This window comes from Egbenema bharatensis FJBBOT/2019 (assembly GCF_048077055.1).
GTDB classification, from domain to species: Bacteria; Cyanobacteriota; Cyanobacteriia; order Elainellales; family Elainellaceae; genus Egbenema; species Egbenema bharatensis.
Window position 1 is genome coordinate 4,031,827 of record NZ_CP182236.1, and the last position, 22,895, is coordinate 4,054,721.

General features: G+C 50.9%; 19 protein-coding genes and 1 pseudogene. 9 read left to right on the forward strand and 11 right to left on the reverse strand.

Annotation, left to right across the window (positions count from 1 at the left end; all coding sequences use genetic code 11):
- Positions 1-80: 80 nt before the first annotated feature.
- Both ACM1PF_RS18670 and ACM1PF_RS18675 read right to left on the reverse strand, forming a co-directional pair.
- Complete coding sequence (locus ACM1PF_RS18670) at positions 81-707, reverse strand: NUDIX hydrolase (RefSeq protein ID WP_416666124.1); 627 nt, start codon at positions 705-707, stop codon at positions 81-83.
- A 101-nt stretch (positions 708-808) separates the two neighbouring features.
- Positions 809-1,597 (reverse strand): 3'-5' exonuclease, encoded by a 789-nt coding sequence (locus tag ACM1PF_RS18675; protein WP_416666126.1) that lies wholly within the window; start codon positions 1,595-1,597, stop codon positions 809-811.
- 21 nt (positions 1,598-1,618) lie between these two features.
- Between ACM1PF_RS18675 and ACM1PF_RS18680 the strand changes: the two genes are divergently transcribed.
- Entirely contained in the window at positions 1,619-1,819 is a 201-nt protein-coding gene (locus ACM1PF_RS18680) for a hypothetical protein (protein WP_416666127.1), read from the forward strand.
- Positions 1,820-1,988: 169 nt separating this feature from the next.
- Here the strand turns inward: ACM1PF_RS18680 and ACM1PF_RS18685 are convergent, their stop codons facing one another.
- Positions 1,989-3,434, reverse strand: coding sequence for a DEAD/DEAH box helicase (locus ACM1PF_RS18685; protein WP_416666128.1), 1,446 nt, complete (start codon positions 3,432-3,434; stop codon positions 1,989-1,991).
- Positions 3,435-3,443: 9 nt separating this feature from the next.
- A complete protein-coding gene (gene rimO, locus ACM1PF_RS18690; RefSeq protein ID WP_416666130.1) occupies positions 3,444-4,811 on the reverse strand; it encodes a 30S ribosomal protein S12 methylthiotransferase RimO in 1,368 nt (455 codons plus the stop codon).
- Positions 4,812-5,590: 779 nt separating this feature from the next.
- Between rimO and btpA the strand changes: the two genes are divergently transcribed.
- Together btpA and ACM1PF_RS18700 are read left to right on the forward strand one after the other, a co-directional pair.
- On the forward strand, positions 5,591-6,469 hold the full coding sequence (gene btpA / locus ACM1PF_RS18695) for a photosystem I biogenesis protein BtpA (protein ID WP_416666131.1): 879 nt from the start codon (positions 5,591-5,593) through the stop codon (positions 6,467-6,469).
- Between the two features lie 79 nt (positions 6,470-6,548).
- On the forward strand, positions 6,549-7,514 hold the full coding sequence (locus tag ACM1PF_RS18700; RefSeq protein WP_416666133.1) for a vitamin K epoxide reductase family protein: 966 nt from the start codon (positions 6,549-6,551) through the stop codon (positions 7,512-7,514).
- A gap of 85 nt (positions 7,515-7,599) precedes the next feature.
- On the opposite strand, the gene ACM1PF_RS18705 is transcribed toward ACM1PF_RS18700, so the two are convergent.
- The 3 genes from ACM1PF_RS18705 to speD all read right to left on the reverse strand — a co-directional run bounded on the left by ACM1PF_RS18705 (position 7,600) and on the right by speD (position 10,694).
- Positions 7,600-8,559: a spermine/spermidine synthase domain-containing protein gene (locus ACM1PF_RS18705; protein ID WP_416666135.1), complete on the reverse strand. Its 960-nt coding sequence runs from the start codon at positions 8,557-8,559 to the stop codon at positions 7,600-7,602.
- Between the two features lie 185 nt (positions 8,560-8,744).
- A complete protein-coding gene (locus ACM1PF_RS18710) occupies positions 8,745-9,905 on the reverse strand; it encodes a transposase (protein WP_416666136.1) in 1,161 nt (386 codons plus the stop codon).
- Between the two features lie 345 nt (positions 9,906-10,250).
- Entirely contained in the window at positions 10,251-10,694 is a 444-nt protein-coding gene (gene speD, locus ACM1PF_RS18715; RefSeq protein ID WP_416666138.1) for an adenosylmethionine decarboxylase, read from the reverse strand.
- Between the two features lie 317 nt (positions 10,695-11,011).
- Between speD and ACM1PF_RS18720 the strand changes: the two genes are divergently transcribed.
- On the forward strand, positions 11,012-11,281 hold the full coding sequence (locus tag ACM1PF_RS18720; protein ID WP_416666140.1) for a GlsB/YeaQ/YmgE family stress response membrane protein: 270 nt from the start codon (positions 11,012-11,014) through the stop codon (positions 11,279-11,281).
- Between the two features lie 169 nt (positions 11,282-11,450).
- On the opposite strand, the gene ACM1PF_RS18725 is transcribed toward ACM1PF_RS18720, so the two are convergent.
- On the reverse strand, positions 11,451-11,873 hold the full coding sequence (locus ACM1PF_RS18725; protein ID WP_416666142.1) for a hypothetical protein: 423 nt from the start codon (positions 11,871-11,873) through the stop codon (positions 11,451-11,453).
- Positions 11,874-13,106: 1,233 nt separating this feature from the next.
- On the opposite strand from ACM1PF_RS18725, the gene ACM1PF_RS18730 reads away from it, so the two are divergent.
- Both ACM1PF_RS18730 and ftsH4 read left to right on the forward strand, forming a co-directional pair.
- On the forward strand, positions 13,107-13,304 hold the full coding sequence (locus ACM1PF_RS18730; RefSeq protein ID WP_416666144.1) for a DUF2949 domain-containing protein: 198 nt from the start codon (positions 13,107-13,109) through the stop codon (positions 13,302-13,304).
- Positions 13,305-13,761: 457 nt separating this feature from the next.
- Positions 13,762-15,645 (forward strand): ATP-dependent zinc metalloprotease FtsH4, encoded by a 1,884-nt coding sequence (gene ftsH4 / locus ACM1PF_RS18735; RefSeq protein WP_416666146.1) that lies wholly within the window; start codon positions 13,762-13,764, stop codon positions 15,643-15,645.
- Positions 15,646-15,818: 173 nt separating this feature from the next.
- Here the strand turns inward: ftsH4 and ACM1PF_RS18740 are convergent, their stop codons facing one another.
- A complete protein-coding gene (locus tag ACM1PF_RS18740) occupies positions 15,819-16,493 on the reverse strand; it encodes a GNAT family N-acetyltransferase (protein ID WP_416666148.1) in 675 nt (224 codons plus the stop codon).
- Between the two features lie 134 nt (positions 16,494-16,627).
- Between ACM1PF_RS18740 and ACM1PF_RS18745 the strand changes: the two genes are divergently transcribed.
- Complete coding sequence (locus ACM1PF_RS18745) at positions 16,628-17,836, forward strand: M20 metallopeptidase family protein (protein WP_416666150.1); 1,209 nt, start codon at positions 16,628-16,630, stop codon at positions 17,834-17,836.
- 136 nt (positions 17,837-17,972) lie between these two features.
- Positions 17,973-18,161 carry a twin-arginine translocase TatA/TatE family subunit gene (gene tatA / locus ACM1PF_RS18750; RefSeq protein ID WP_416666152.1) on the forward strand — a complete coding sequence of 63 codons (189 nt, stop codon included), beginning with the start codon at positions 17,973-17,975 and terminating at the stop codon, positions 18,159-18,161.
- Positions 18,162-18,485: 324 nt separating this feature from the next.
- Here tatA and cphA read toward each other — a convergent pair whose 3' ends face one another.
- Both cphA and ACM1PF_RS18760 read right to left on the reverse strand, forming a co-directional pair.
- Positions 18,486-21,227: a cyanophycin synthetase gene (cphA, locus tag ACM1PF_RS18755; RefSeq protein WP_416666154.1), complete on the reverse strand. Its 2,742-nt coding sequence runs from the start codon at positions 21,225-21,227 to the stop codon at positions 18,486-18,488.
- A 499-nt stretch (positions 21,228-21,726) separates the two neighbouring features.
- Positions 21,727-21,918, reverse strand: a complete 192-nt coding sequence (locus ACM1PF_RS18760) for a hypothetical protein (protein WP_416666156.1) — start codon at positions 21,916-21,918, stop codon at positions 21,727-21,729.
- 133 nt (positions 21,919-22,051) lie between these two features.
- Between ACM1PF_RS18760 and ACM1PF_RS18765 the strand changes: the two are divergent.
- Positions 22,052-22,833: pseudogene (locus ACM1PF_RS18765) on the forward strand (SDR family oxidoreductase).
- Positions 22,834-22,895: the final 62 nt, after the last annotated feature.

Sequence of the window (22,895 nt, forward strand, 5' to 3'; positions counted from 1 at the left end):
CCCAGTCCATCTTCTCTGGGATCTGGGATCTGGGATTTAGGATCTGCCTTAACCTGAACCCATCCATCCATCAAAATCAGCTAATCAAAATCAGCGTTCCATTCGGGATGATAGTAATGCTCAAACATCCGATCGACCTGAGAGGGCACGACGCGAACCAGCGATAGTTCAGGAATTTCATCCCTGGCAAAAAAGCTGGCTTCCCCCGTTTCATAGCTGTCCGTTGGAGTCCCCCCCAGCAACTCACACAGGAAAAACATCTTATAGGTGTGATGCAAAGAGGGGGGATGACCGTGGCGGGGATGGCTGCGATCGTATAGGGCAATTAACTTTAAGGCGCGAGTTTGATAGCCCGTTTCCTCCAACACTTCCCGCTCCACCGCCTGACTCGGCGATTCCCCCACATCAATCCATCCCCCTGGCAAGGTCCAGCGTCCAGCATCCAGTACCGTTTCGCGCACCAACAAAATCCTGTCATCCTGAAAAACGGCCGCTCTGGCATCTACCTTCGGTGTTGCATATCCGGCTTCCCGCTGGAACAAGTCCAGGATTTTGCTGGGTTCTGCCTCCGTCAGTTCGGCCAACATATCCGCCGCAATGCGCTGGACTTGCTGATACCGTTCCACGTCAAAAGGATTTTCCGTAAATGTCAAACCATTCTGGGCGATCGCCTGCAATTGCTGTGCCCACTTCAACCACTGACTCATTACCGTTTTCCTCTATAAGCAGAAATCTTCAAGCCAGTTATAGCAGGAGTCGGAAGTCGGGAGTCGGAAGTCGAGAATGGGGAGTTAGAAATTCAATTTCACTACAACATGGATAGCTGTGTTCCATCTTGCTGCTCGTAAAACACCCGCTCCACATCGCCCCGTTGATACATCCACGTTCCACGACTGCCCTTCCCCACAAAACGGGATGGAATTCCTGCGGCACTGAGGCGGGTTTGGGCTTCCTGGGCCGGACAACCCAGGAGTTTGGCAGCATATTTTAAGGGCATCCGCTGCCGGGCAAATTTTGCCAGGAGCACTTCGTCTGATTCATTGAGGATTTCGGTAAAGAGTCGTTCTGCGACCAACCAGCAGGCGATCGTATCTGCTTCGGCCCGATGGGATTTGCCAACTTTAAGCTGGAAGTGTTTGACCAGGTTGGGCAGGCTGCGGGAGGGCAGATCGGGCAACATCAGCCGAGAAAGCTGGACGGTGCAGAGCTGTTCTGGTTCAGGGCGATCGAACTTGATCCCTAGCCGCGCATACTCCGCTCGAATAAAGGGATAGTCAAACTCAATATTGTGGGCAGTAAGAATCCCCGTGTTCAACAGATCGCTGTACTGCGGCAACACTTCAGCGGCGATCGGGGCAGCATCGGCCATTTTTTGAGTGATCCCCGTGAAGCGAATAATATTGAACGGAATTCTGGTCTGGGGATTGATCAAGTCGGTCTGTTGTTGCTGAATCCCGTCCGCCAGGGTTGCGTGAAGGACAGATAGTTCCGTCACCCGGTTTTCTGTCGGAGAGTGCCCTGTCGTTTCTACATCCACTACGGTGAATTGGTTCTGACTGATCTGACGATAGTAAGTGAGTAAATCGGTTGATAGCACGCGATCGATCTCCGGGCGACAGTGAAAGAACTTAGCCTATTTTGGCAAATTAAGCGAGATGCGCTACTACTAGCTCACACGCCGATCGATCGTTCCAGGTCATCTACCTCCAGCACCACATCCAGCACTATCGCTGATTCTTACACCGTCCTGAATCAGGGCATTAATGGATTGCTCACCCAGCCGAAAACTATTGACGATGAGCGTGACCCGACCCGATGAGCGTTGGATCGATTGAATCGCACTCGCAGAAAAATCGGTTGCGGCAATATCAATCAATAACTGAGTACCGTCACCCGCAAGATTTTGAATCGGTTTGAAAAAAAAGCAGGATAAGTATGACTCACCCTGCTACCGATTTCAGAGCTGATTAGCTCCTATTTGCTAGCTCCTATTGTTGAGGAACAGCCTTCCGCTTAATCGGCTTCTTGGAACCAGATGTCCGCGGTTTGGAACTCCGATCGCGGTAATTGGAATCACGACGAGAGTGAGTGATGGGTTCCTCTGCCATAGGCTCATCGTAGTTTGGCTCCAGACGCATCCAGGTCGGACGAATCTGGTCATAGGCCATCTGGAGAGCAGCCGCTGCGATCGTATGGGGTTCGTACTCTTCGCTGAGCTGGGAAACGATCGGCAGGAAGGAAGCAATCCGTTCGCTGGACAGAGTTTCCCGCAGACGCTCTTGCAGCTTATCAATGTGACGGGCTTCGATTTGAGCGCGGGTTGGGATCGTCCCAATTTCAAGCTTCTGGCGAATGTGCCGTTCAATGTCCCGCAGTTTGCGCTTGTCTAAAGGATGGACGATCGAAATCGCGGTTCCTTCCTTACCCGCCCGTCCGGTGCGACCAATCCGGTGCACATAGCTTTCCACGCTATCCGGCAGGTCGTAGTTGATCACATGGGTCAGATCTTCCACATGCAACCCTCTCGCTGCAATGTCGGTGGCTACCACCCAGCGCACTTGCCGTTGCCGGAAGCGGAGCAGTAGCCGTTCCCGTTGAGACTGGCTCAAATCGCCGTGATACTCATCCACACTATGGCCAGCAGCTTGCAGTTGGCGAGTCAATTCTGCGGCAGATTTCCGGGTGCGAACGAAGATCAGGGCAGATTCCGGATCTTCCATCTCCAGGATAGGCTGGAGCGATCGGGCTTTAGTCCAACCCCGTGGAACAATATAAGCCACTTGATTGATTCGGGCTGGAGCAGCTTTGGGTTGTTCGACCGTAACGGTGACCGGCGATCGCAGAAACTTGGCTGCCAATTCCCGAATCGAGGGTTCCATCGTGGCAGAGAAGAAAGCTGTTTGTCGTTCGCCGGGAGCCTGACTCAGGATTCTTTCTACATCCTGAATAAAGCCCATATTCAGCATTTCATCGGCTTCGTCCAAAACCAACCAGTTGAGTTGCTTGAGAGATAAATCGCCCCGGCTCAACAAGTCTAGAACTCGTCCAGGAGTTCCCACGACAACTTGTACACCACGCTGTAACCGCTTAATTTGAGCATCGATCGATTGCCCACCATAAATCGGCAAAACGTGGAGCCGCTTATCGTGGTTAAACGATCGGATGGACTGGTAAACCTGAAGAGCCAGTTCACGGGTCGGAGTCAGGATGAGTGCCTGAACGGCATTATTTTTGAGGTCAATCCGCTCCAGGATCGGTAGCGAAAAGGCCGCAGTTTTCCCAGTCCCGGTCTGGGCCTGTCCCACCACATCGCGTCCAGACAGCAAATGGGGAATGGCCTGCGCCTGAATCGCAGTGGGAGTAGTAAATTCGGCTTTCTCTAAATGACGAACTCGCGCTTCAGATAAACCAAGACTATGAAATGAAAGAGTCATTGAGGCTCCTTAATGGGTGTTAACAGCGACGCGGTTAAGCGCACCATGCAGTTGGGTTGTGGTATCCGCGACGTGCCCATAGAGGTCATAGACATCCGCATCTTCAATGGCAACTGCCACCATTGATCCCAGGCTGGCTTCTCCCTGAACGTAAACTAAACCGTCTACTTCAGGGGCAAAGCGGGTAGAGCGACCCACCAATTCTCCGGTAGCTGGATTCTCCTGTTCAATCAGGACATCCACCACCTTGCCAATCTCCGCCTGGTTTTTCTTGAGAGAGATGGGCTGTTGGGCTTGCATCAAGCGATCCCGGCGATCGTCCATGACTTCCTGGGGGAGTTGATTCGGTAAGTCATAGGCGGGCGTTCCTTCTTCAGGGGAAAAAGTGAAGACACCCACATGATCGAATTCATGACGTTGAACAAACTGAAGCAGATGTTCAAAATGTTCATCCGTTTCGCCCGGAAATCCGACAATAAATGTGGTTCGCAGCACCGCATTTGGCAAAGCGGTTTTGATGCGATCGATAATCCCATCGTTGACGCGCCCCTGCCAGGGACGATTCATCGCTCGGAGGATTTCAGGATGGGAATGTTGAAGCGGTAAATCCAGGTAGGGCAACACATTAGGCGTTTCCCGAATTGCTTCAATCACCTTTGGCGTTAACCCGGTCGGATAGGCATAATGCATCCGAATCCAGGGAACTTCCACCTGACCCAATGCCCGTAGCAACTCCGCGAGCTTGGGTTCGCCGTACAAATCAACCCCGTAATTGGTGGTGATCTGCGAAATCAAAATGATCTCCTGTACGCCCTCTGAGGCAAGCTGTTCCGCCTCCGCCACGATCGACTCAATCGAGCGCGATCGCTGATTGCCCCGCAGGTGAGGGATGATGCAAAAGGCACAGCGGTAATCACAGCCTTCCGCCACCCGCAGGTAGGCAACTCCTTCTGTAGTCGTGCGATAGCGAGGAGTGGTTTCATCTGCAATATAAACAGGTTCTTCGGAAATTTCCTTCACCCGTTCCCCAGATTCCGCCCGCTGCACGATGTCTACAATCTTGTGATAATCCCCAGTTCCTACCACCGCTACCGCTTCGGGGATCGCATCCAGAAGTTCCTGCTGGAAATGCTGGGCCATGCAGCCCGTAATCACAATTTTTTTATTGGCTTCTGCCAGTTCCACCAGCGTCCGCACTGACTCTTCCCGCGCCGCCTGAATGAAACTGCACGTATTGACAATAACGTAATCTGCTAATTCTTCGTTGGAATCGACCTGATAACCTGCCTGCACCAGCAGTCCCAGCATATGCTCTGTATCGATTCGGTTTTTTTCGCAGCCAAGATGAGATATGGCAAGAGTTGGCTTGTTGCCCATGCAATTCTTTGCTCAAAAATATGACAGTTGATAGTAGGTGTGATGAAGACTTCCCAAAAGGTGGAATCAATTCGGCGATAGAATCGTAGTCAATTTGCGAAATCGAAGCGATCGCATCATTAACGGACTAGACTGATGTGCCCTATCACCCGCTTTGATCGAACGTCTGGATCCTTGATCGATGGTTGGATCAATATTTACCCGACCAATCCCTAACGGATACCGTCAAACGCAATCGCACTTTATTAAGCTGACAACAATCTTAACACAAGTTTGGGGACTGGTTGTAACATAAGTACATAATTTGGGGCAATTTGCGAAATGGGTTCTGGGCGTGGCGCAGGCATTTCGGCTGTAACGCTGGCATAGTGAGGGATTTGCAGAAAAACAACATATTCGGTGGGGCACACTGCCATACGCCCTTCACAGAACATTTGGCGTAAAAGGGTTGGGAAAGCGATTTAAGCAGAACATTTATCCTAGTACCAAATGTGGGCTGAAGACAGATTTCTTCAGAGTTGCTTCTGAATTGGCAAAGGTTAACGAGGTTAACAAGGGATTAGGCGTACATCATTTTATCATTGCCCCGTTCAGAGCATAGAGCCATAGACCTGCTCACCCACCCACCTACTCACCCACTCCCTCACCCACCCACTCCCTCACTTCAAAAACCGCTCCAGCAATAGGGTACATTTATAAAAGTGAGGAGACAAAGCTTCCTTAAAATGTGATAGAACACTTTGCTGTGGCTGAGTCCGAAAAATTAAGCGATTAGAAACGTGGACTTAAATCAAATTTTCGCAACCGCTAATCCCATCATCGGTGTAGTTCATTTGCTGCCGTTACCCACTTCACCACGCTGGGGAGGCAGTCTCAAAGCAGTGATCGATCGCGCAGAACGGGAAGCAACCGCCCTGGCATCCGGCGGAGTGAATGGCATTATCGTTGAAAATTTCTTTGATGCTCCCTTTCCTAAGGATTGTGTTGATCCAGCGGTGGTGAGTGCGATGAGTATTGTGGTGCAGCGCTTACAAAATTTGGTGACGCTACCGATCGGGATCAATGTTTTAAGGAACGATGCCCAGAGTGCCATGGCGATCGCTACCTGTGCTCAAGCCCAATTTATTCGAGTGAATGTCTTAACGGGGGTAATGGCCACCGATCAGGGGTTGATTGAAGGGCAGGCCCATCAGCTTCTCCGGTATCGGCGGGAGCTAGGGAGCGATGTCAAGATTTTGGCGGATGTTCTGGTGAAACACGCCCGGCCGCTGGGATCACCAAACCTGACGACCGCTGTACAGGAAACGATCGATCGGGGATTGGCGGATGGGGTGATTTTATCGGGTTGGGCGACGGGAAGTCCGCCGAGCCTGGAAGATTTGGAACTGGCGAGTGCCGCAGCGAACGGAACGCCAGTCTTTATTGGTAGTGGAGCAAATTGGGAAAATATTCCCCAACTGATTCAGGCCGCGGATGGGGTGATCGTGTCCAGCTCCCTCAAACGGCATGGCAACATTGAACAGCCGATCGATCCCATTCGGGTCAGTCAGTTTGTGGAGGCGATGCAGCGCAGTATTTCTTCACGCGATCAAATTCAGGGAAAGTCCGTTTCTCCAACGGTTTCCCAGACTCCGGATCTCAAAAAATCTAAAATCTGACCTCAAAATTCACAAACTTGGGCATCATAGAACAGAATAGATACGTCAAGATTATAGAAGTCGATCTAGGTAGGATTCTATGAGAAGCCGTCGCCGTCAGGTTCCTTGGATGCATCGTCGATCGCGCTATTTGATCGCTGCGGTCGGGATTCTGGGAGCGATTAATACGGGATACATTACTGCCACAAAGCTGATTGGCACAGAAGCCGCTTGTCCCACGACAGGATGTCAGCAGGTACTGTCGGGCCCTTACGCCTACGTGTTTGGCTTGCCCCTCTCACTGTTTGGCTTGCTGGCCTATCTTGCCATCACTGGTTTTGCTCTGGGTCCCCTGCTAGTTAACCCTGATACCAGTAAGCAACTCCGCCATAATCTGGAGAACTGGACATGGCTGCTGCTATTCATGGGATCAACTGCCATGATGGTATTTAGTGCCTATTTGATGTACATCATGTACACCCAGTACGTGGTGCCCTTTGGCGCGGGAGGCATTTGCTTCTTCTGTATTCTCTCAGCGATTTTTGCCCTGACTTTGTTTGTCCTGACCTTGATGGGTCGAGATTGGGAGGACAAGGGGCAACTGATTTTCACGGGCGTAATTGTGGCAATGGTGACGATCGTGGGTACGTTGGGAGTCTATGCTGTTCCAGGCTCGAACGGAACTACCACGGCTGAAACGGCTGGAGCCACCGGGCCGGCGATTACCACGACTTCAGGCGAATCTGAAATTGCTTTGGCCCAGCACCTCAGGGCGATCGGAGCCAAAATGTACAGTGCCTATTGGTGCCCTCATTGTCACAGTCAGAAGCAATTGTTTGGTCAGGAAGCCTTTGCGTATGTTGATTACGTTGAATGTACAGAGGATGGCTTAAATTCCCAGGCAGCCCTTTGTCAGGAGGTTGCACCTGATGTGGAAGCGGCAACCGGACGTAATTTTGGCTTCCCAACCTGGGAAATCAATGGTCGTTTTTTAGTTGGTGCTCAACCCCTGAATCAACTGGCAGATGCATCAGGCTATCAAGGGCCACGCAACTTTGTGAACTGAGCACCGTGACCTGACCAACAGAGTCGTCAAAATTTAATCATCCAACTCCTGGGGGTGGGCATCTTGCCTGCCCCTTCAGCGTTCGTTATAAAGTAGAACCACTTGATGCCATGCTGCCCTTACCAAAGGGTTTGGGGGGCGATTGCAGGGTGTAGATTTCGGTTTCAGCCTCGATCGCCTGACGAATGTGGAGAGGAATCTGCAACAGCCCCTGCAGGCTCACGCCATCGATCAAACGGAATCCACCTGTGGTCGTTTGGGCTAACAGGCGATCGACTGCCTTGGGATCAAGATGAATCGCAATCTCCTGCTGGCTGACCAGGGCAAAGGCGATCGGCACGCCATAACTGGTGGCAGGACAGAGGCAAGAACGGACTGCGGGAAAGACCGATTGCAGGGTTTTGACCACACGGGCATGGAGATAGAGTTCCGGGAGGCTGATGGGGCCCGCCTGAAGGGCAAAAACGCCATCTGAAGCCAGAACCCGCTGAATTTGTTGATAGTGTTCCTGCGTAAAAAGTTGAAAGGCTGGGCCAGATTCGATCGGATCAGTTAAATCGGAAATAATCACATCCCATTGTTGGGTCGTTTGATCTAGAAAGTTGAGGGCATCATCGATCACTAGCTCGACTCTGGGATCCTCGAAGGCATTCTGATGCATCTCCGGTAGATGAGTCCGACAAGCCTCCACCACTTCCCCATCAATGTCCACCATTACCACCCGCTCTACCGTCTGCCATCGCAAGACTTCCCGCACGGTCGCTCCTTCTGCTCCTCCCAGGATCAGGACTCGGCGGGGCGATCGATGGGCAATCATGGCTGGATGCACCAGGGCTTCGTGGTATAGAAACTCGTCAACTGTAGAGGACTGCCACTTGCCATCTAAAATCAATGCCTTGCCATAGGAACCTGTTTCAGCCACATACATTTCCTGATAGGGCGTTTGGCAGGATGCCAGAATGCGGGTGATGCCGTGGGCATATACATCCCAGGGCGTGAGATATTCACTTAGCCAAAAATCAGTGCGCAGTTCGGCTCCTGCCATGCACCTGTCCTCCTGTATTTGTGATAATGGATATCCGTCACGATTGGGATTCGTCCTGATCGATCATCTGAGTCTTTGCAATCTTGAGGAATCCAAATTGAATAACCTGAAATTCTTGTGGGGTGGGCATCTTGCCCGCCCAGTCAAACAGGTAGGACGATTGACAGGTTCAGTAGATCGCAAATTCATTCTAGAGAGGGTAAATAGATGGCTGTGATGACTGGGAAATGTCGCTCGACAGCCTGAGAGAGAAACTCCAACATGGTCTTGAGACTAAAGAGTTCTCGGTAAACGACCCGTCCTCCTCGTTGAGTACGGCTCACAAAGAACCAGAGCAAATACACCCAGAGATTGACCAAAATAAACGCCAGAGCCACAAACAGCAAACGGGTGACTGGATTCTTGCTCGTGGTGCGGATACGGCACCCATTTTTCATCCTGTAGCTGGTCTCGATACCGAAACGGTCTTTGTAATGCTGATGCATCTGCTCCAAAGCAACCCTCACACGATGCAGCACGTATAGGGTGTATTGGATACCATGTTTCCCTTTGAACCCTTTGTAATAGCTGCAAATCACCCGCATCTGACAGGTAACTGAACCATATTGAGGGCTGTTGAGGGTATAACGGGTGGCATAACTTTTGCGCCCAATCAACAACTGGCGAGTACCTCCACGTTTGCCTCGAATTACCGCAGGCATGAGAAACGGAATATTGAGAGCTTTGAGCCAACGAATGACTGGTACACTATAGAACCCACGGTCAAGATAAAGCCGTTTGACGCGGACTCGTAAGGGAGTCAGCATGGCTAATAAATAAGTGATGGTTGCAACCAATGTTTCATGCCGATGCACGGCATGAATACCCAAAGTAACCCGTTTGTTACGACAAATCACATAGACGGTGGCATAGGCAAAGAACGAAGTCGTGCCTGCCTTAGCTTGAGAGCGGTAGATGTAAGGCTCAGTGGCGACGTTCACACTGCCGTAATAGGGAATCAGATGGAGGTCAATGGCAATACGATGCTTGCCCTTACGAATTTTTGGGGGGATGCGGCTTTGCAGAGCGGCATTGAGTTGAGATTCCAGAGTTGTGATATCGTCTAACTTATCGAGATGATAGCGAATGCCATTGCCACTGGGTACGCCCTCCAATCGTTGTGTTGTGTGTTCAATGCTATCGCTGCGACTGGCGGCCCGTAGCAAAATCTCAAACAGATCTTGGAGTGTGTATCCACCTTGCATGTCCAGGGATAAGTGTTCCAATAGGCAGTCGAGGGCTACCTCCAACGTCGCTTCATCCGTCAAAGCTGGAGCAGGCGATAATGAACTTGGGTAGATCGTCATGGCTTTGTTTTAATGCGTTTAGCCTGACCCTACCCCTTTCCTAGAGAATTTGCGATCTACTGAGGTTATTTAATTCATGATCCTGAGGATCGTAAATTTGCAAGTTTGAGGATCGTACATCATACCGATTCAAATCGTTTGCACGGCAGATAGATTGCCTGTAGAGGCGTACAGCAGTGCGCCCTTACCGGGATGTGCAACTTCTGCTTGCCGTCCTCAAGATCGTGGATTTAACAACCTGTGCAATGATTCTGCCTCATGGACTGGCAGGCAAGACTTCGGCTTGAGCACTCAGTCAAAACGCTGCTTACCCCACCCGAATTTCAGTGATCGAATTAGCAATCCTCAGGATCGTTTGGTGGGAACGGTTCGATCGGTTCGGTTCATGGAATTTAACACAGCGATCGGTGGCTTCCGAGGGAGTTTACAGAGTGACTGCTCCCTTGCCTGAAAGGTATCCGCTAAGTAGGTACAGGCCTTTTCAGGCTCAGTATGTTGACCACAGGTGAACACATCCACAGCCGCATACCCCTGTTCCGGCCAGGTGTGAATCGAAATATGAGATTCGGCTAGCAAAACGAGAGCAGTTACCCCCTGGGGTTCAAACTCATGCAAAACTTCATTCAACAGCGTTGACTTCGCCTGCTTGGCAGCTTCTTGTAAAGATTTTCGGACGAAGAATGGGTCATCTAGCAATGACGAAGGACAGCCGTACAACTCAAGAATACAGTGGATTCCAACGGGAGCCAAAGACTTATCCCCCAATTGGCCAGATAGCGATTGCAGCATCTTTTCTATCCCCTAATTGGCCAGACAGCACACAAAAGTACACGAACATCGATAATACCTGATTATGCGCAGCGATGTTCTGGCGATGCGAGCATTTGCCTAAAAGCGTGATACCTTTCCTATAGGATGAGGTTTTTCAGGGTGATTGCCGCTGAAAATCATTCCTGGGTTGTATTAAGAACTATAGTTAGCTTTGGTACTATCAAACTTAACAGCTTTGAAAACTTCTAAAGCGTAATTCAATTTTTTGGAGATATGGCGAAGTATTTCGCTGCTCTATTGAAGGCTCACGAACACTACTTACAACTGAGAAGACTATGAACATTCTTGCGTGGATTATTTTAGGACTTTTGGCAGGAGCGATCGCTAAAGCAATCTATCCAGGTCGCCAGGGTGGTGGTATTTTAACCACGATGCTGCTAGGAATCATTGGTGCATTCATTGGTGGGACGATTATGACCGTCTTGCAGACAGGCAGCTTGCAGCTAACAGCAGCCTCTCTGAGTATTCCTGGTCTGATCGTGGCAATTCTTGGCGCAATGGTTGCCATCTTTATCTGGGAATCCTTTGCCCGTCGTCGCGTCTAGTGCTCGATTAGTGAGCGACTGGTGATTGACTGGTAATCAATTCAACATCAAAATATTTTGGGCAAACGTTTGTTTGCCCAATTTTTGTTAACTTCTATTCCTGACTTCTAGCTCCTGACTCCCTGTTGAATGGTGGGTTAAATGGTGGTCAAACTTACCCCAGGAGTTGCTAGAACTGCGGATCATTTTCGTCAGAATCGAACGGTAAATCATCCATCGCTTTTGCTTCCCAGTCTCCACACTGAGCATTTTCCGTGCCATAGGGATGCATTGCACAAATGAGCAGATTTCCGCCGTAAACCCGCCCATGATAGTGCATACATCCTTTACAAACTTCTGGTTGCTGGAAAGCATTCGATCGAGGTACATTCACCTGTCTCAGCATTTCCAGGTAGGCATCGGTATGCAGTTCTCTACTTTTACGCTCTCGATGTTGCCTTAGCACCAGAGTCGTTGCAGTAAAGCCGAACAAGCTGGAACTTGCTATTGCAGCGGCAGCCTGTACCTTTTCATCCTCTGTGCGTACCGCAACGTACAGCGCAATGCCTGCACATATGCCGCTCAGTGCCACTCTGCCCATCATTGTTGCCATCGAAGTACTGTACCTATCGAAGGAATTCTACTGACTGCTGCCGTTTGAGCCTCCTCCCGAGTGACTGAGTGCTGCTTAGAACGCGATCGAACCAATGTAAAACCTCAAAGGGGAGGGAGGCACCCTGTCCTCTAGCCTATTCTAAGAGCAAGCCCAAGGGGAACGCATCAGATTCCTGGTTACAGATTGCAACAATATACAAGACAACGCTTTGAGATCCGATTGAGATCCCGTCTGGGTTCCTGGAAGATTACCCTTGCTGATGGGACGTAAACAACCAAACCAGGGTAGGAGAAACCAGGCAACTGAACACAGTAACTATAAAAGCAACCGTAAGCGCATCCATTAAATCTGAACTCATATCAACCTCGAAGTAATGATTAAACTTGAACTGATCTTGACTTTGAACGGTCAAACCTTTGAACTGCCAGTCTTCTAGTAGTGTGCCCACTTCCTGGCTTCCGTAACCTTCTGGCTTCCGCAACCTTCTGGCTTCCGTAACCTTCTGGCTTCTAAAACCCTGTGGACGCACGAAGCGAGATAGATTACAAGTCAGTCCAAGTCAAAATTTGTGTCTGTATTCTATTTTACGATTTGCGATCGAATAACGTCAGCTTTTTATCAAGGCTTCATCACTTTCTCAGCATCTCTATATATATTCGGCGACTATCTATAGGGGCATGGCCCTGCACTCAGGGGAATGGGCAATCCTGCCCTGCGAGAGATCAAAATTCTCAGCGATCCAAAATTGCTGATGGCAGCACCATTCATCGGTAGGGACGGATACTGCTTAAGCAACTGACGGAGTGACTTGCAGCATCCCTGATGGAACGGCTGAATAGGTGCATGGAATGGGGAGGGTGGAAATAGCAAAGGCAAAAAAACAAAAAAGTCAGCCCACAGGCATAACTTTTGTGAAGATCGGGCCGTAACCAGCACAATTCGTTAGAATTGCCTACTGTTTCTGTTATTTCTCAGAAAACCTCATGCAACTCTCATTTTCTTTTCATGCTCCGATCGGATGATGTGAACTCATCTGGAATTGGAGGTGGAAGAGGTGAAGAACGTCCTATCGCCCTAAACACTGGAATACAAGCTGCGATCGTAAAGTTTCAACATTCCACACATTTGTGTTCACACCGGATAAATTCTCGCTATAATGCCTTCAACTAATCTGAAAAGCTGTTACAAAACTTTACTTAAGACCACATTACTTATACCTGGAGTAAATTAATGTCTCAAGATTCCACGACTCAAACGCGACTGATTCAGTTTCTCCGAGAAGAGCTGGCAGTTCCCTCATCAGCCATTGCTTTAGCCCTGCGGCAACAAGAGCAAAGTGCCAATTTGATCCCTATGGTGCTGTGGCAGTATGGTCTAATTACCCTGGAGCAGCTCGATCGGGTCTTCGAGTGGATGGAAACCGCATGAGACAACTACTAGGCAAAGATACTGGGCAAAGATCAATCCCCGGCTGAGGCAAATTTTAACTTTGTGTAGGAAAAGTCTCATGAATTGTTCTAATATACTCTTTTAGGGGCGAACATATGTTCGCCCCTCGCTTTTGTTTAGTTGTACATCAGACTTAATCCATAGGATTGACTGTTTGTTCCTTCATTCCTCGCATTCCTCGCATTCCTCGCATTCCTGCCTCCCCCCTGAGGATGAATCGCCTTCATCCCCACCCTTACTGCCGGTTCCTTACCCAGCTAACCGAACCTGATCGCAATTCTGAGCGTTAAGTTAACAAACTAAAATAAATGTGTAGAAGTTTAAGTTTTGTCCGTCCATCAGGGGTGAGCTGCTATCTCAGTCCAAAACCGGATCGGGGTTTCGGATCAACCCTGAAGTAGGTCTTAACGTTTCATAGAAAGAGGATGCTGGATGTATGGCGATTAAAAAACAACCGCAAACCCCTCGATCGCGGCAAATTGGCAATATTTTATTAATTGTTTCGGGGTTGCTGCTGCTGGTGAATCTGGTCTTGCCGAGTATCATTGGCCCGCCGATTCCTCGCGTGCCCTATAGCCTGTTCATCGATCAAGTACAGGATGGCGAAGTGGCAAAGGCTTCCGTTGGGCAAAATGAAATTCGCTATCAGCTGAAGGCAGAAGGGGAAGAAGCGGGACAGGTATTTTCCACAGCACCGATTTTTGATCTGGAATTGCCCAAACGCCTTGAAGCAAATGGTGTTGAGTTTGCTGCAACACCTCCGTCTAAGAATGGATGGTTTACGAATATTTTAAGCTGGGTGATTCCGCCACTCATCTTTGTGGGGATCTGGCAGTTTTTCCTGGGTCGTGGCCGAGGTGGGCAGCAGAGCGTCCTGTCGATCGGTAAGAGTCGAGCCAAGGTCTATGTGGAAGGGGAAGATGACAAGATTACCTTTGCAGACGTGGCTGGAGTGGAAGAAGCCAAGACAGAACTGGTAGAAATTGTGGATTTCCTCAAGAATCCGCAGCGATTCATTCAAATTGGAGCCCGCATTCCTAAGGGGGTGCTGCTGGTTGGCCCGCCCGGAACTGGCAAAACGTTAATGGCTAGAGCGGTGGCGGGTGAGGCAGGTGTGCCCTTTTTCAGCATCTCTGGTTCAGAATTTGTTGAGCTATTTGTGGGGGTTGGTTCCTCACGGGTGCGGGACTTGTTTGAACAGGCGAAGAAGCAGGCGCCCTGCATTATCTTTATTGATGAGCTGGATGCGATCGGGAAATCGCGGGCATCGGGCGGATTTTACGGCGGGAATGATGAGCGAGAGCAAACCCTGAATCAGCTTCTAACCGAGATGGATGGCTTCGCGGCAGGGGAGCAAACTGTGATTGTGCTGGCTGCAACCAACCGTCCTGAATCCCTGGATCCGGCGCTGCTGCGTCCCGGTCGTTTTGATCGCCAGGTGTTGGTCGATCGGCCTGACTTGCAGGGACGGATGGAAATTTTGGAAATCCATGCCAAGGGAGTCAAGTTGGGGGATGATATTGACCTGAGAGCCATTGCCACACGTACCCCTGGGTTTGCTGGAGCTGATTTAGCCAACCTGGTAAATGAGGCGGCCCTGCTTGCAGCTCGGAATAACCGAACGACCGTTTCTCAGGCTGACTTTAATGAGGCGATCGAGCGACTGGTCGCTGGATTGGAGAAGAAGAGCCGCGTTTTGAACGACAAAGAGAAAAAGATTGTGGCTTATCACGAGGTGGGACACGCGATGGTGGGCGCAGCCATGCCTGGAACTAGCCGAGTTGAGAAAATTTCGATCGTGCCTCGTGGGATGGCGGCTTTGGGCTACACGTTGCAGTTGCCAACGGAAGACCGCTTTTTGATGAGCGAAAATGAACTGCATGGGCAAATTGCCACCTTGCTAGGCGGACGATCGGCAGAAGAAATTGTCTTCGGCAGCATCACCACTGGTGCAGCTAACGACCTGCAACGCGCCACTGATTTAGCAGAACGCATGGTCACGACCTATGGCATGAGTAAAGTGCTGGGGCCGTTAGCCTATCAGCAGGGGCAGCAAAATAATTTCCTGGGCAATGATATGAACCCACGCCGCCTGGTCAGCCCTCAAACCGCAGAGGCGATCGATCAGGAAGTGAAGGGAATTGTGGAAAATGCTCACCAGCAAGCCCTGGGAATTCTGCATGAACATCGAGATCTGTTGGAGACGATCGCTACGCAACTGCTAGAAACCGAGGTGATTGAAGGGGAAGCCCTCAACCAGCTTTTGAGCCAGGTCAAGTCCGTAGAACCGAACTATCAAGTCGAGGTTGCCACTCTATAAAGTGTCCTACTCTGACGGAATCATCCCAGAGGCAAGCTCTATAGTAATTGTTGTGTGAGGATGAACTGAAACTAGTCCAAAAGCCCCCGGAGTCGAAACACGGAAAGACGTCTGGGGGCTTTTGTCATGGGCATGTTTTATGACAGGACTTTTTTGTCGTGGAACGGATTGCCCTAAACCTCTTCCCGCAAAACCATCGGCAGAATACCCGGTTGCACCGTCAGCTCTAACTCTCGACGCAAAAGTGGGCTGAGGGTTCCGGCCGGAACGGGTTGAAATCCCAGACGACGATAGAAGTTCACCTTTTCAGGACGACAGGCTAGATAGACTGGCTTCGGTGCCGCTTGCGTGACTTGTCGAACCAGATGACTTCCGATGCCCCGACCTCGCCAACCAGATGCCACCAGCACGTTGTAGAGGGTGGAGTAATGCTTGTGGACACACAACTTTGCACATCCAATGAGCTGTCCGCTGTGTTCTACGACCCAAAATTTCTGCCAATCCTCTGATACGGTGAAGGAACTGGATTCGAGCATGACTGCCACAATCACGCCTATCCCCAGCAGCAGGATCAGCCCGATCGCCCATACGCTCGTTAAAGCCTGCATCATGTGAAGCCCCAGCGCGATCAGCACTCCTACCCCAAACCATCTTCCCCCAGACCCTCTACCATGTCGGGACGGGGCACGAAATATAGGCGATCGCTCCTGATGAAAGTGATGGAGGAGGTTTCTCAGAGAGCGTTGATCGGAGTAAATAGCTGGACGAAGCACACAGTCGCTGGGAAGCCGTTCGCCGGAACGTTTTTGGGGGGAGAGAAAATCGTGAGTGGGTTGAGAATCGGTCATCGGGTGGAGAAGAGGAGAAGAATGGAGAAGGTTCAGCCGGGAAGCCTGACAATCCGCTACTTTAGAAGAAGTCCAATCAAAATGTTGAACGTTTAAAAATACAAAATACAGCGAAAAAAGCATCAAATAAAGCAATGGTTTCTACTCCTCTGGCTTCGGCTGCTTCAACAACCTCTATTCGCCCTGAAATTCAGGCAATGCAATCTCAGCTTGTGGAATGGCGCAGAAAGCTACACCAACGGCCAGAATTAGGGTTTCGAGAGCGAATTACCTCTGAGTTTGTGGCCCAAAAGCTGACGGAATGGCAAATTCCCCACGAAACCGGGATTGCCCAAACGGGGATTGTGGCGATCGTCTCTAGTCATCAGCCTGGTCCGGTGCTGGCCATCCGGGCGGATATGGATGCCTTGCCGATTCAGGAAGAAAACGAAGTTCCCTATCGATCGCAGCATGATGGGATTATGCATGCCTGTGGTCATGATGGCCATACGGCGATCGCGTTAGGCATCGCCTACTACCTCTCTCAACATCCAGAGCGATTTACCGGAACCGTAAAGCTGATTTTTCAACCGGCAGAGGAAGGCCCAGGCGGAGCCAAACCCATGATTGAAGCCGGGGTTCTTCGTAACCCGGATGTGGATGCGATTATCGGGCTGCACCTCTGGAATAATTTGCCCGTAGGAACGGTGGGCGTACGGGAAGGGGCGTTGATGGCTGCGACAGAGCTATTTCGCTGTAAGGTACAGGGGAAAGGTGGCCATGGAGCCATGCCCCATCAAACGGTGGATTCGATCGTCGTCAGTGCCCAAATCGTCAATGCGCTGCAAACGATCGTGTCTCGCAATGTTGACCCCCTGAAGTCAGCAGTGGTGACCATTGGCTCCCTCCATGCCGGTCATGCCCATAACGTCATCGCCGCTTCGGCTGAACTGAAGGGCACGGTGCGGTATTTTGATCCAAACCTGTCCAACTTTTTTGATCAGCGACTGGAGCAGGTGATTGCGGGAGTTTGTCAGAGCTATGGAGCCAGCTACGACTTCGAGTACCGCAAGCTCTATCCTCCGGTGATCAATGATGCTCAGATTGCTGAGCTGGTGCGATCGGTGGCGGAATCCGTGATTGAAACCCCGGCGGGAGTAGTTCCCGAATGTCAGACGATGGGCGGTGAAGATATGTCATTCTTCCTGCAAGAAGTGCCTGGATGCTACTTCTTCCTGGGTTCTGCGAATGCCGATAAGGGACTGGCTTTCCCCCACCATCATCCCCGCTTTGACTTTGATGAAACGGTGCTCAGCACAGGGGTTGAAATTTTTGCTCGCTGTGTTGAAGCCTATTGTCAGTAAATTTTCGCCGCTCCGCCCTATAGTGAGAGAGAGCATGAAGTGCTTATCCGAAAACTCGCTGAAGTTTTGGAAATCGCAAACCCCTGACGGGGTTTGCGAATAGGTTCTAAACAGGAATCTGCCATAGGAGGCAACTATGTTTGGTTTGGGCTGGCCTGAAGTGTTAATTATTTTGCTTGCTGCTGTGATTATTTTTGGCCCAAAAAAGATTCCAGAAATGGGAAGTGCATTGGGGAAAACGCTGCGAGGCTTCAAAGATGAAATGAATGCTCCTTCAGAGGAAGAGGAAGCAGATTACGAGCAAGAATACGATCGAGAGGCTTAAGGGCTCCGAATTCTGAATGGAACAGTTTGGAGAACTGAATCGGATCGTCCCAGTTCCCCTTTTTTGAGGGGGCTGAGGGATCTAACAGGGTTTGCGATCGACTGAGGTTAACCGGCAGCATCGCCAGAAAATCACGCTAGAAAATTACGCCAGCAAGTCGTACCAGAAAATCACGCAGGCAAGACTTTGGCTTGAGTGCTCAGTCGAAACGCTGCCTGCGCTACGGAATTTTTAAAAAATCGGCTGTAAGGGCGCACAGCAGTGCGCCCTTAACGGATATGTTATTTTGCCGCATCCCTCTAAATCAGTCGGACGCTCTTCAGATCAACCACTCGACTGCACGAATTCCCCTGAGGATTCTGCATGAACTGGACTGCTATTAGCAAGATGCTCTGGCGCATTTGACAGTATGGGTTCCGACGTAGTTTCAATCCGGGTGGGTAAAGCTAGATTAGGCTTCGGATTGCGCGCTTCAATTAACCCGATCGCCCGACTGACACTCTCCGGCAGGATCACCACCAGGCTTCCCCTGGGGGCTTCATCCAGGGCGGTATTGATCGCCTCGGTTTCATGCAAAATTGTTTCATAATCCACAGCAGAATTCGCAGATTGAATCCCCTGCCGGATTAGCTCTGCCGCATCTCCCCTGGGACGACCCCGGTTATCATCATCCTCCTTCACATAGATCCGATCGAACATTTCGGCGGAAAGTTTGCCCAGCGCCACAAAATCTTCATCCCGTCGATCGCCCGGGCCGCCAATCACGCCAATTTTCTCCCCATCCCAGTTCCGCACGAATCCAGCCAGTGCTTCGTAGCTGTGGGGGTTGTGGGCATAGTCGATCATGGCGTGGAAATCCCCCAGGTTGAACAGGTTCATCCGTCCAGGGGTTTGTCCGGCAGAGGGTTGGAAGGATGCCAGAGCGGTGCGAATGTCCTCCAGGCTAATCCCGTGGGCAAAAGCAGCCAGACTTGCCGCTAAGGCATTGGCAATCATGAAGGGGGCCCGTCCTCCCATCGTCAGGGGCACATTAGCAGCCTGCTCAATCCGCAGCGTCCAATCTCCTTTCAAAATTGACAGGTAGCCATGCTCGTACACGGCCGCCAACCCCCCCTGCTGAGTATGAGTCCGCACCAGTTCATTGTCTGGGTGCATAGAGAAGTAAGCCACCTGAGCCTTAACACGCTCTGCCATGGCGGACACCAGCGGATCGTCTGCATTCAAGATGGCATAACCGTTGGGACGAGCTGTTTCTGCTACGACACTCTTAAGGTGCGCCAGATCCTCCACCGTATTAATATCGCCAATGCCCAGGTGATCCGCTGCCACATTCAAGACGATCGCAATATCCGATTCATTAAACCCAACCCCCGATCGCAGAATTCCACCCCGTGCCGTTTCCAGCACCGCCACTTCAACCGTTGGGTCTTGCAAAATCACCTGGGCACTTTGCGGGCCAGTGGTGTCTCCCTGTTCGACTAAGTAGCCACCCAGATAAATCCCATCCGTGGTCGTGTAGCCCACCGTTTGTCCTGTCTGTTTGACGATGTGGGCCAGGAGGCGCGTCGTTGTCGTTTTACCGTTCGTACCCGTGATGGACAGAATGGGAATTCGAGAGGGTGTACCAGGGGGAAACAGCATATCCAGGACGGGTTCTGCCACGTTGCGGGGAATGCCTTCGCTGGGGCAAAAGTGCATTCGGAAGCCTGGAGCAGCATTCACCTCTACAATTACGCCATCCACCTCGCGCAGGGGACGGGAAATATCCGAAGTGACCACATCAATACCAGCAATATCCAGTCCAATAATTTTGGCGACTCGCTGACAGAGCCAGACATTTTCCGGGTGAATTTCATCGGTGCGATCGATTGCCACCCCACCCGTACTCAGGTTTGCCGTGGCCCGCAGGTAGCAAACTTCCCCCCTTTCTAAAATCGTGTCGAGATCATAACCCTGACGTTCCAGCAGTTCCCAGGAAGTCCGATCCAACTCGATCCGGGTCAGGATATTGGCATGGCCATCTCCCCGTCGGGGATCCCGATTGGTTTCCTCAATCAATTCTGCGATCGTGGCATGGCCATCCCCCACCACATGGGCTGGAACCCGCTCTGCCACCGCCACCACCTTACCGCCAACCACCAGCACCCGATGATCTCGGCCGGTGTAGTAGCGTTCCACAATTACGCCCTTTGATACCGCCTTGGCCGCATCGTAGGCATCTTCTGCCAGATCCCAGGAGTCAATGTTGATCGTAATGCCCCGGCCATGATTGCCGTCCAGGGGTTTAATCACGATCGGGTAACCACCTACATCCTCGATCGCCTGTTCCAATTCATCCAGATAGTAAATCACTGTTCCACGGGGCACGGGAACCCCAGAATCGCGCAGAACTCGCTTCGTCCCCTCCTTATCGCAGGCCAGCTCTACCCCTAAGATCCCCGTCTGACTGCTGAGGGTGGCCTGAATCCGCTTTTGATACACACCATAGCCCAGTTGAATCAGCGATCGGGCTCCTAACTGCATCCAGGGAATTCCCCGGGTTTCGGCTTCACGGACAATGTTTTCGGTGCTGGGGCCCAGGGAGGATTGGAGAGCAAAATCCCGCAAATCCTTCAAATCCTGTTCTAATTCCACCTGAGGATAAATACCCGTTTCAACCAGGCTTTGACAGAGGCGCACCGCTGCTCTGGCGGCATATCGCCCAGCTTGCTCATCCACGTACTCAAACACCACCTGATAAACTCCCGGATCGGCAGTTTTGCGGGTACGCCCAAAGCCGACAGGCATTCCTGCTAGTGTTTGCAACTCCAGCGCAACATGCTCAATAATGTGTCCCATTGTTGTGCCAGTTCGCACCCGATCGAGAAACCCGCCTCGATGCCCTGAAGAACAATGGTGCTCCACAAGGCTGGGCAATACTTCCACTAATCCATCGTAAAAGCCGAATATTTCATTGGAGGGGGTATCGGCCAGGGATTCTAGATTCAGGCGAACCACAATCAGCTTCTTGTATCGAATGCTCCAGTAGTTAGGACCACGCAGGGTTTGAGTTTTAAGGATTTTCATAATCGCGGAATCAGGAAGTCGTTGTGACAGAAGTCTTTGTGACAATGGAGCAGCAATGGCAACAGTAAACTAGTCTCGAACTTGGGAAAGCGATAAAACTGTTCACCGTGAACAGTTTCTCAACTCAAAGTCAGGATTGTACCTTTTGGGTCAACAACAATCAGCCAGCAATAACTTGTCCCTCTCGGTGCAGAGATTCGCCTAGCTAGAGTCGCGGGATACTTCATTCAGATGCCTCATCGATCGTTCTTCTTACCTGGACTAGAATCGGCTGAGTGAACAGGTTACAGCTAAATTGGGCATGAACTTGAGTGTCAAAAAGAACAGGAACACAGCCACTTAATGAGCGTAATAAAGCATTGTCTGTCAAATCCTAGCGTTTTTGACAGGTTGATGCAGTCATTGCTGTGTCAAAATGCAGCGTAATTATTTAATTTAAGGGGTTTATCACTCCAGAATAGAAATGTAACAAAACTGTTATTTCGCAGTTACAGTTATCCTATCGGAAACTGAAAGTCGTCACGAGAACCGTTCGGGTGAGAATCAAAACCCGTTCGGGTGGATGAACGCCGATTGCGACAAATCTCACTGTGGGCAGAAGAAACTCCTGCCTCTGAATCTTTACTCTGACAGATGTAGCGATCGTCATGCTCACCGTTGGTTCACCGTTGCCCATTACTGACCTGTCCATTGCTAAAGTGTTCCAAAACCACAGCCTGGTCTCCCACTGAACTCCTAAAGGTGGGAAGAAGGGAGCGCAATGATGAAAGTGCAATCTTTGAAGGCAAGACCGATCGCTACGGTGGTTCATTCGGTAAAGCAAAATGCAATTAGCAGGTAAGGTAGCGTTAGTTACCGGGACAGGATCTGGCATTGGACAGGCAGCAGCCCTGTGTTTGTCCGATGCGGGGGCAAAAGTGGTAGCGATCGATCGCAGCCCGGAATCGAGTCAGGAGACAATCGATAAAATCCGGCAGGCGGGCGGTGAAGCCATGTCCGCGATCGCAGATGTATCCCAGGCAGCACAGGTGAAGCAGGCAATTCAGACCGCTATAGACCAATTTGGGCGAATTGATATTGTGTTTGCCAATGCTGGCATCAATGGCACCTGGGCCCCCTGGATGATCTAACGCCTGAAGAATGGGAACAAACCCTTGACGTGAACTTAACCGGAACCTTTCTCACGGTTAAATACGCCATGCCCTACCTGAAGCAGCAGGGCGGTTCCGTCATTATTAATTCATCGGTGAACGGCACCCGAATTTTTAGCAACACGGGAGCGACTGCCTATGCCTGTTCCAAAGCAGCCCAGGTTGCCTTTGCCAAAATGGTCGCGCTGGAAGTGGCACCGGATGGCGTGCGGGTAAATGTGATTTGTCCAGGGGCGATCGATACCAGCATTAATGCTTCGACGGAGCAGCGTAACTTAGACAGCGTGAGTCAACCCGTTGAGTTTCCCCAGGGTCGAGTCCCTCTGACGGGGGGCGCACCGGGTAAACCGGAGCAGGTGGCCCAACTGGTTCTGTTCCTGGCATCGGATCTATCCGATCACATCACGGGCACGGAGATCTGGATTGATGGAGCGGAGTCGTTGTTGCAGGGGTGAGTGAGGAGTGAGGAGTGAGGAGTGAGGAGTGAGGAGTCGGGTAGGGGCGAATTGAATTCGCC

Coding starts and splice junctions, on each gene's coding strand:
- ACM1PF_RS18670 (WP_416666124.1), bottom strand. CDS start 707: ATGAGTCAGTGGTTGAAGTGGGCACAGCAATTGCAGGCGATCGCCCAG.
- ACM1PF_RS18685 (WP_416666128.1), bottom strand. CDS start 3,434: ATGACTCTTTCATTTCATAGTCTTGGTTTATCTGAAGCGCGAGTTCGT.
- rimO (WP_416666130.1), bottom strand. CDS start 4,811: ATGGGCAACAAGCCAACTCTTGCCATATCTCATCTTGGCTGCGAAAAA.
- ACM1PF_RS18700 (WP_416666133.1), top strand. CDS start 6,549: ATGAGAAGCCGTCGCCGTCAGGTTCCTTGGATGCATCGTCGATCGCGC.
- ACM1PF_RS18705 (WP_416666135.1), bottom strand. CDS start 8,559: ATGGCAGGAGCCGAACTGCGCACTGATTTTTGGCTAAGTGAATATCTC.
- ACM1PF_RS18710 (WP_416666136.1), bottom strand. CDS start 9,905: ATGACGATCTACCCAAGTTCATTATCGCCTGCTCCAGCTTTGACGGAT.
- speD (WP_416666138.1), bottom strand. CDS start 10,694: ATGCTGCAATCGCTATCTGGCCAATTGGGGGATAAGTCTTTGGCTCCC.
- ACM1PF_RS18720 (WP_416666140.1), top strand. CDS start 11,012: ATGAACATTCTTGCGTGGATTATTTTAGGACTTTTGGCAGGAGCGATC.
- ACM1PF_RS18725 (WP_416666142.1), bottom strand. CDS start 11,873: ATGGCAACAATGATGGGCAGAGTGGCACTGAGCGGCATATGTGCAGGC.
- ACM1PF_RS18730 (WP_416666144.1), top strand. CDS start 13,107: ATGTCTCAAGATTCCACGACTCAAACGCGACTGATTCAGTTTCTCCGA.
- ftsH4 (WP_416666146.1), top strand. CDS start 13,762: ATGGCGATTAAAAAACAACCGCAAACCCCTCGATCGCGGCAAATTGGC.
- ACM1PF_RS18740 (WP_416666148.1), bottom strand. CDS start 16,493: ATGACCGATTCTCAACCCACTCACGATTTTCTCTCCCCCCAAAAACGT.
- ACM1PF_RS18745 (WP_416666150.1), top strand. CDS start 16,628: ATGGTTTCTACTCCTCTGGCTTCGGCTGCTTCAACAACCTCTATTCGC.
- tatA (WP_416666152.1), top strand. CDS start 17,973: ATGTTTGGTTTGGGCTGGCCTGAAGTGTTAATTATTTTGCTTGCTGCT.
- cphA (WP_416666154.1), bottom strand. CDS start 21,227: ATGAAAATCCTTAAAACTCAAACCCTGCGTGGTCCTAACTACTGGAGC.
- ACM1PF_RS18760 (WP_416666156.1), bottom strand. CDS start 21,918: ATGGACAGGTCAGTAATGGGCAACGGTGAACCAACGGTGAGCATGACG.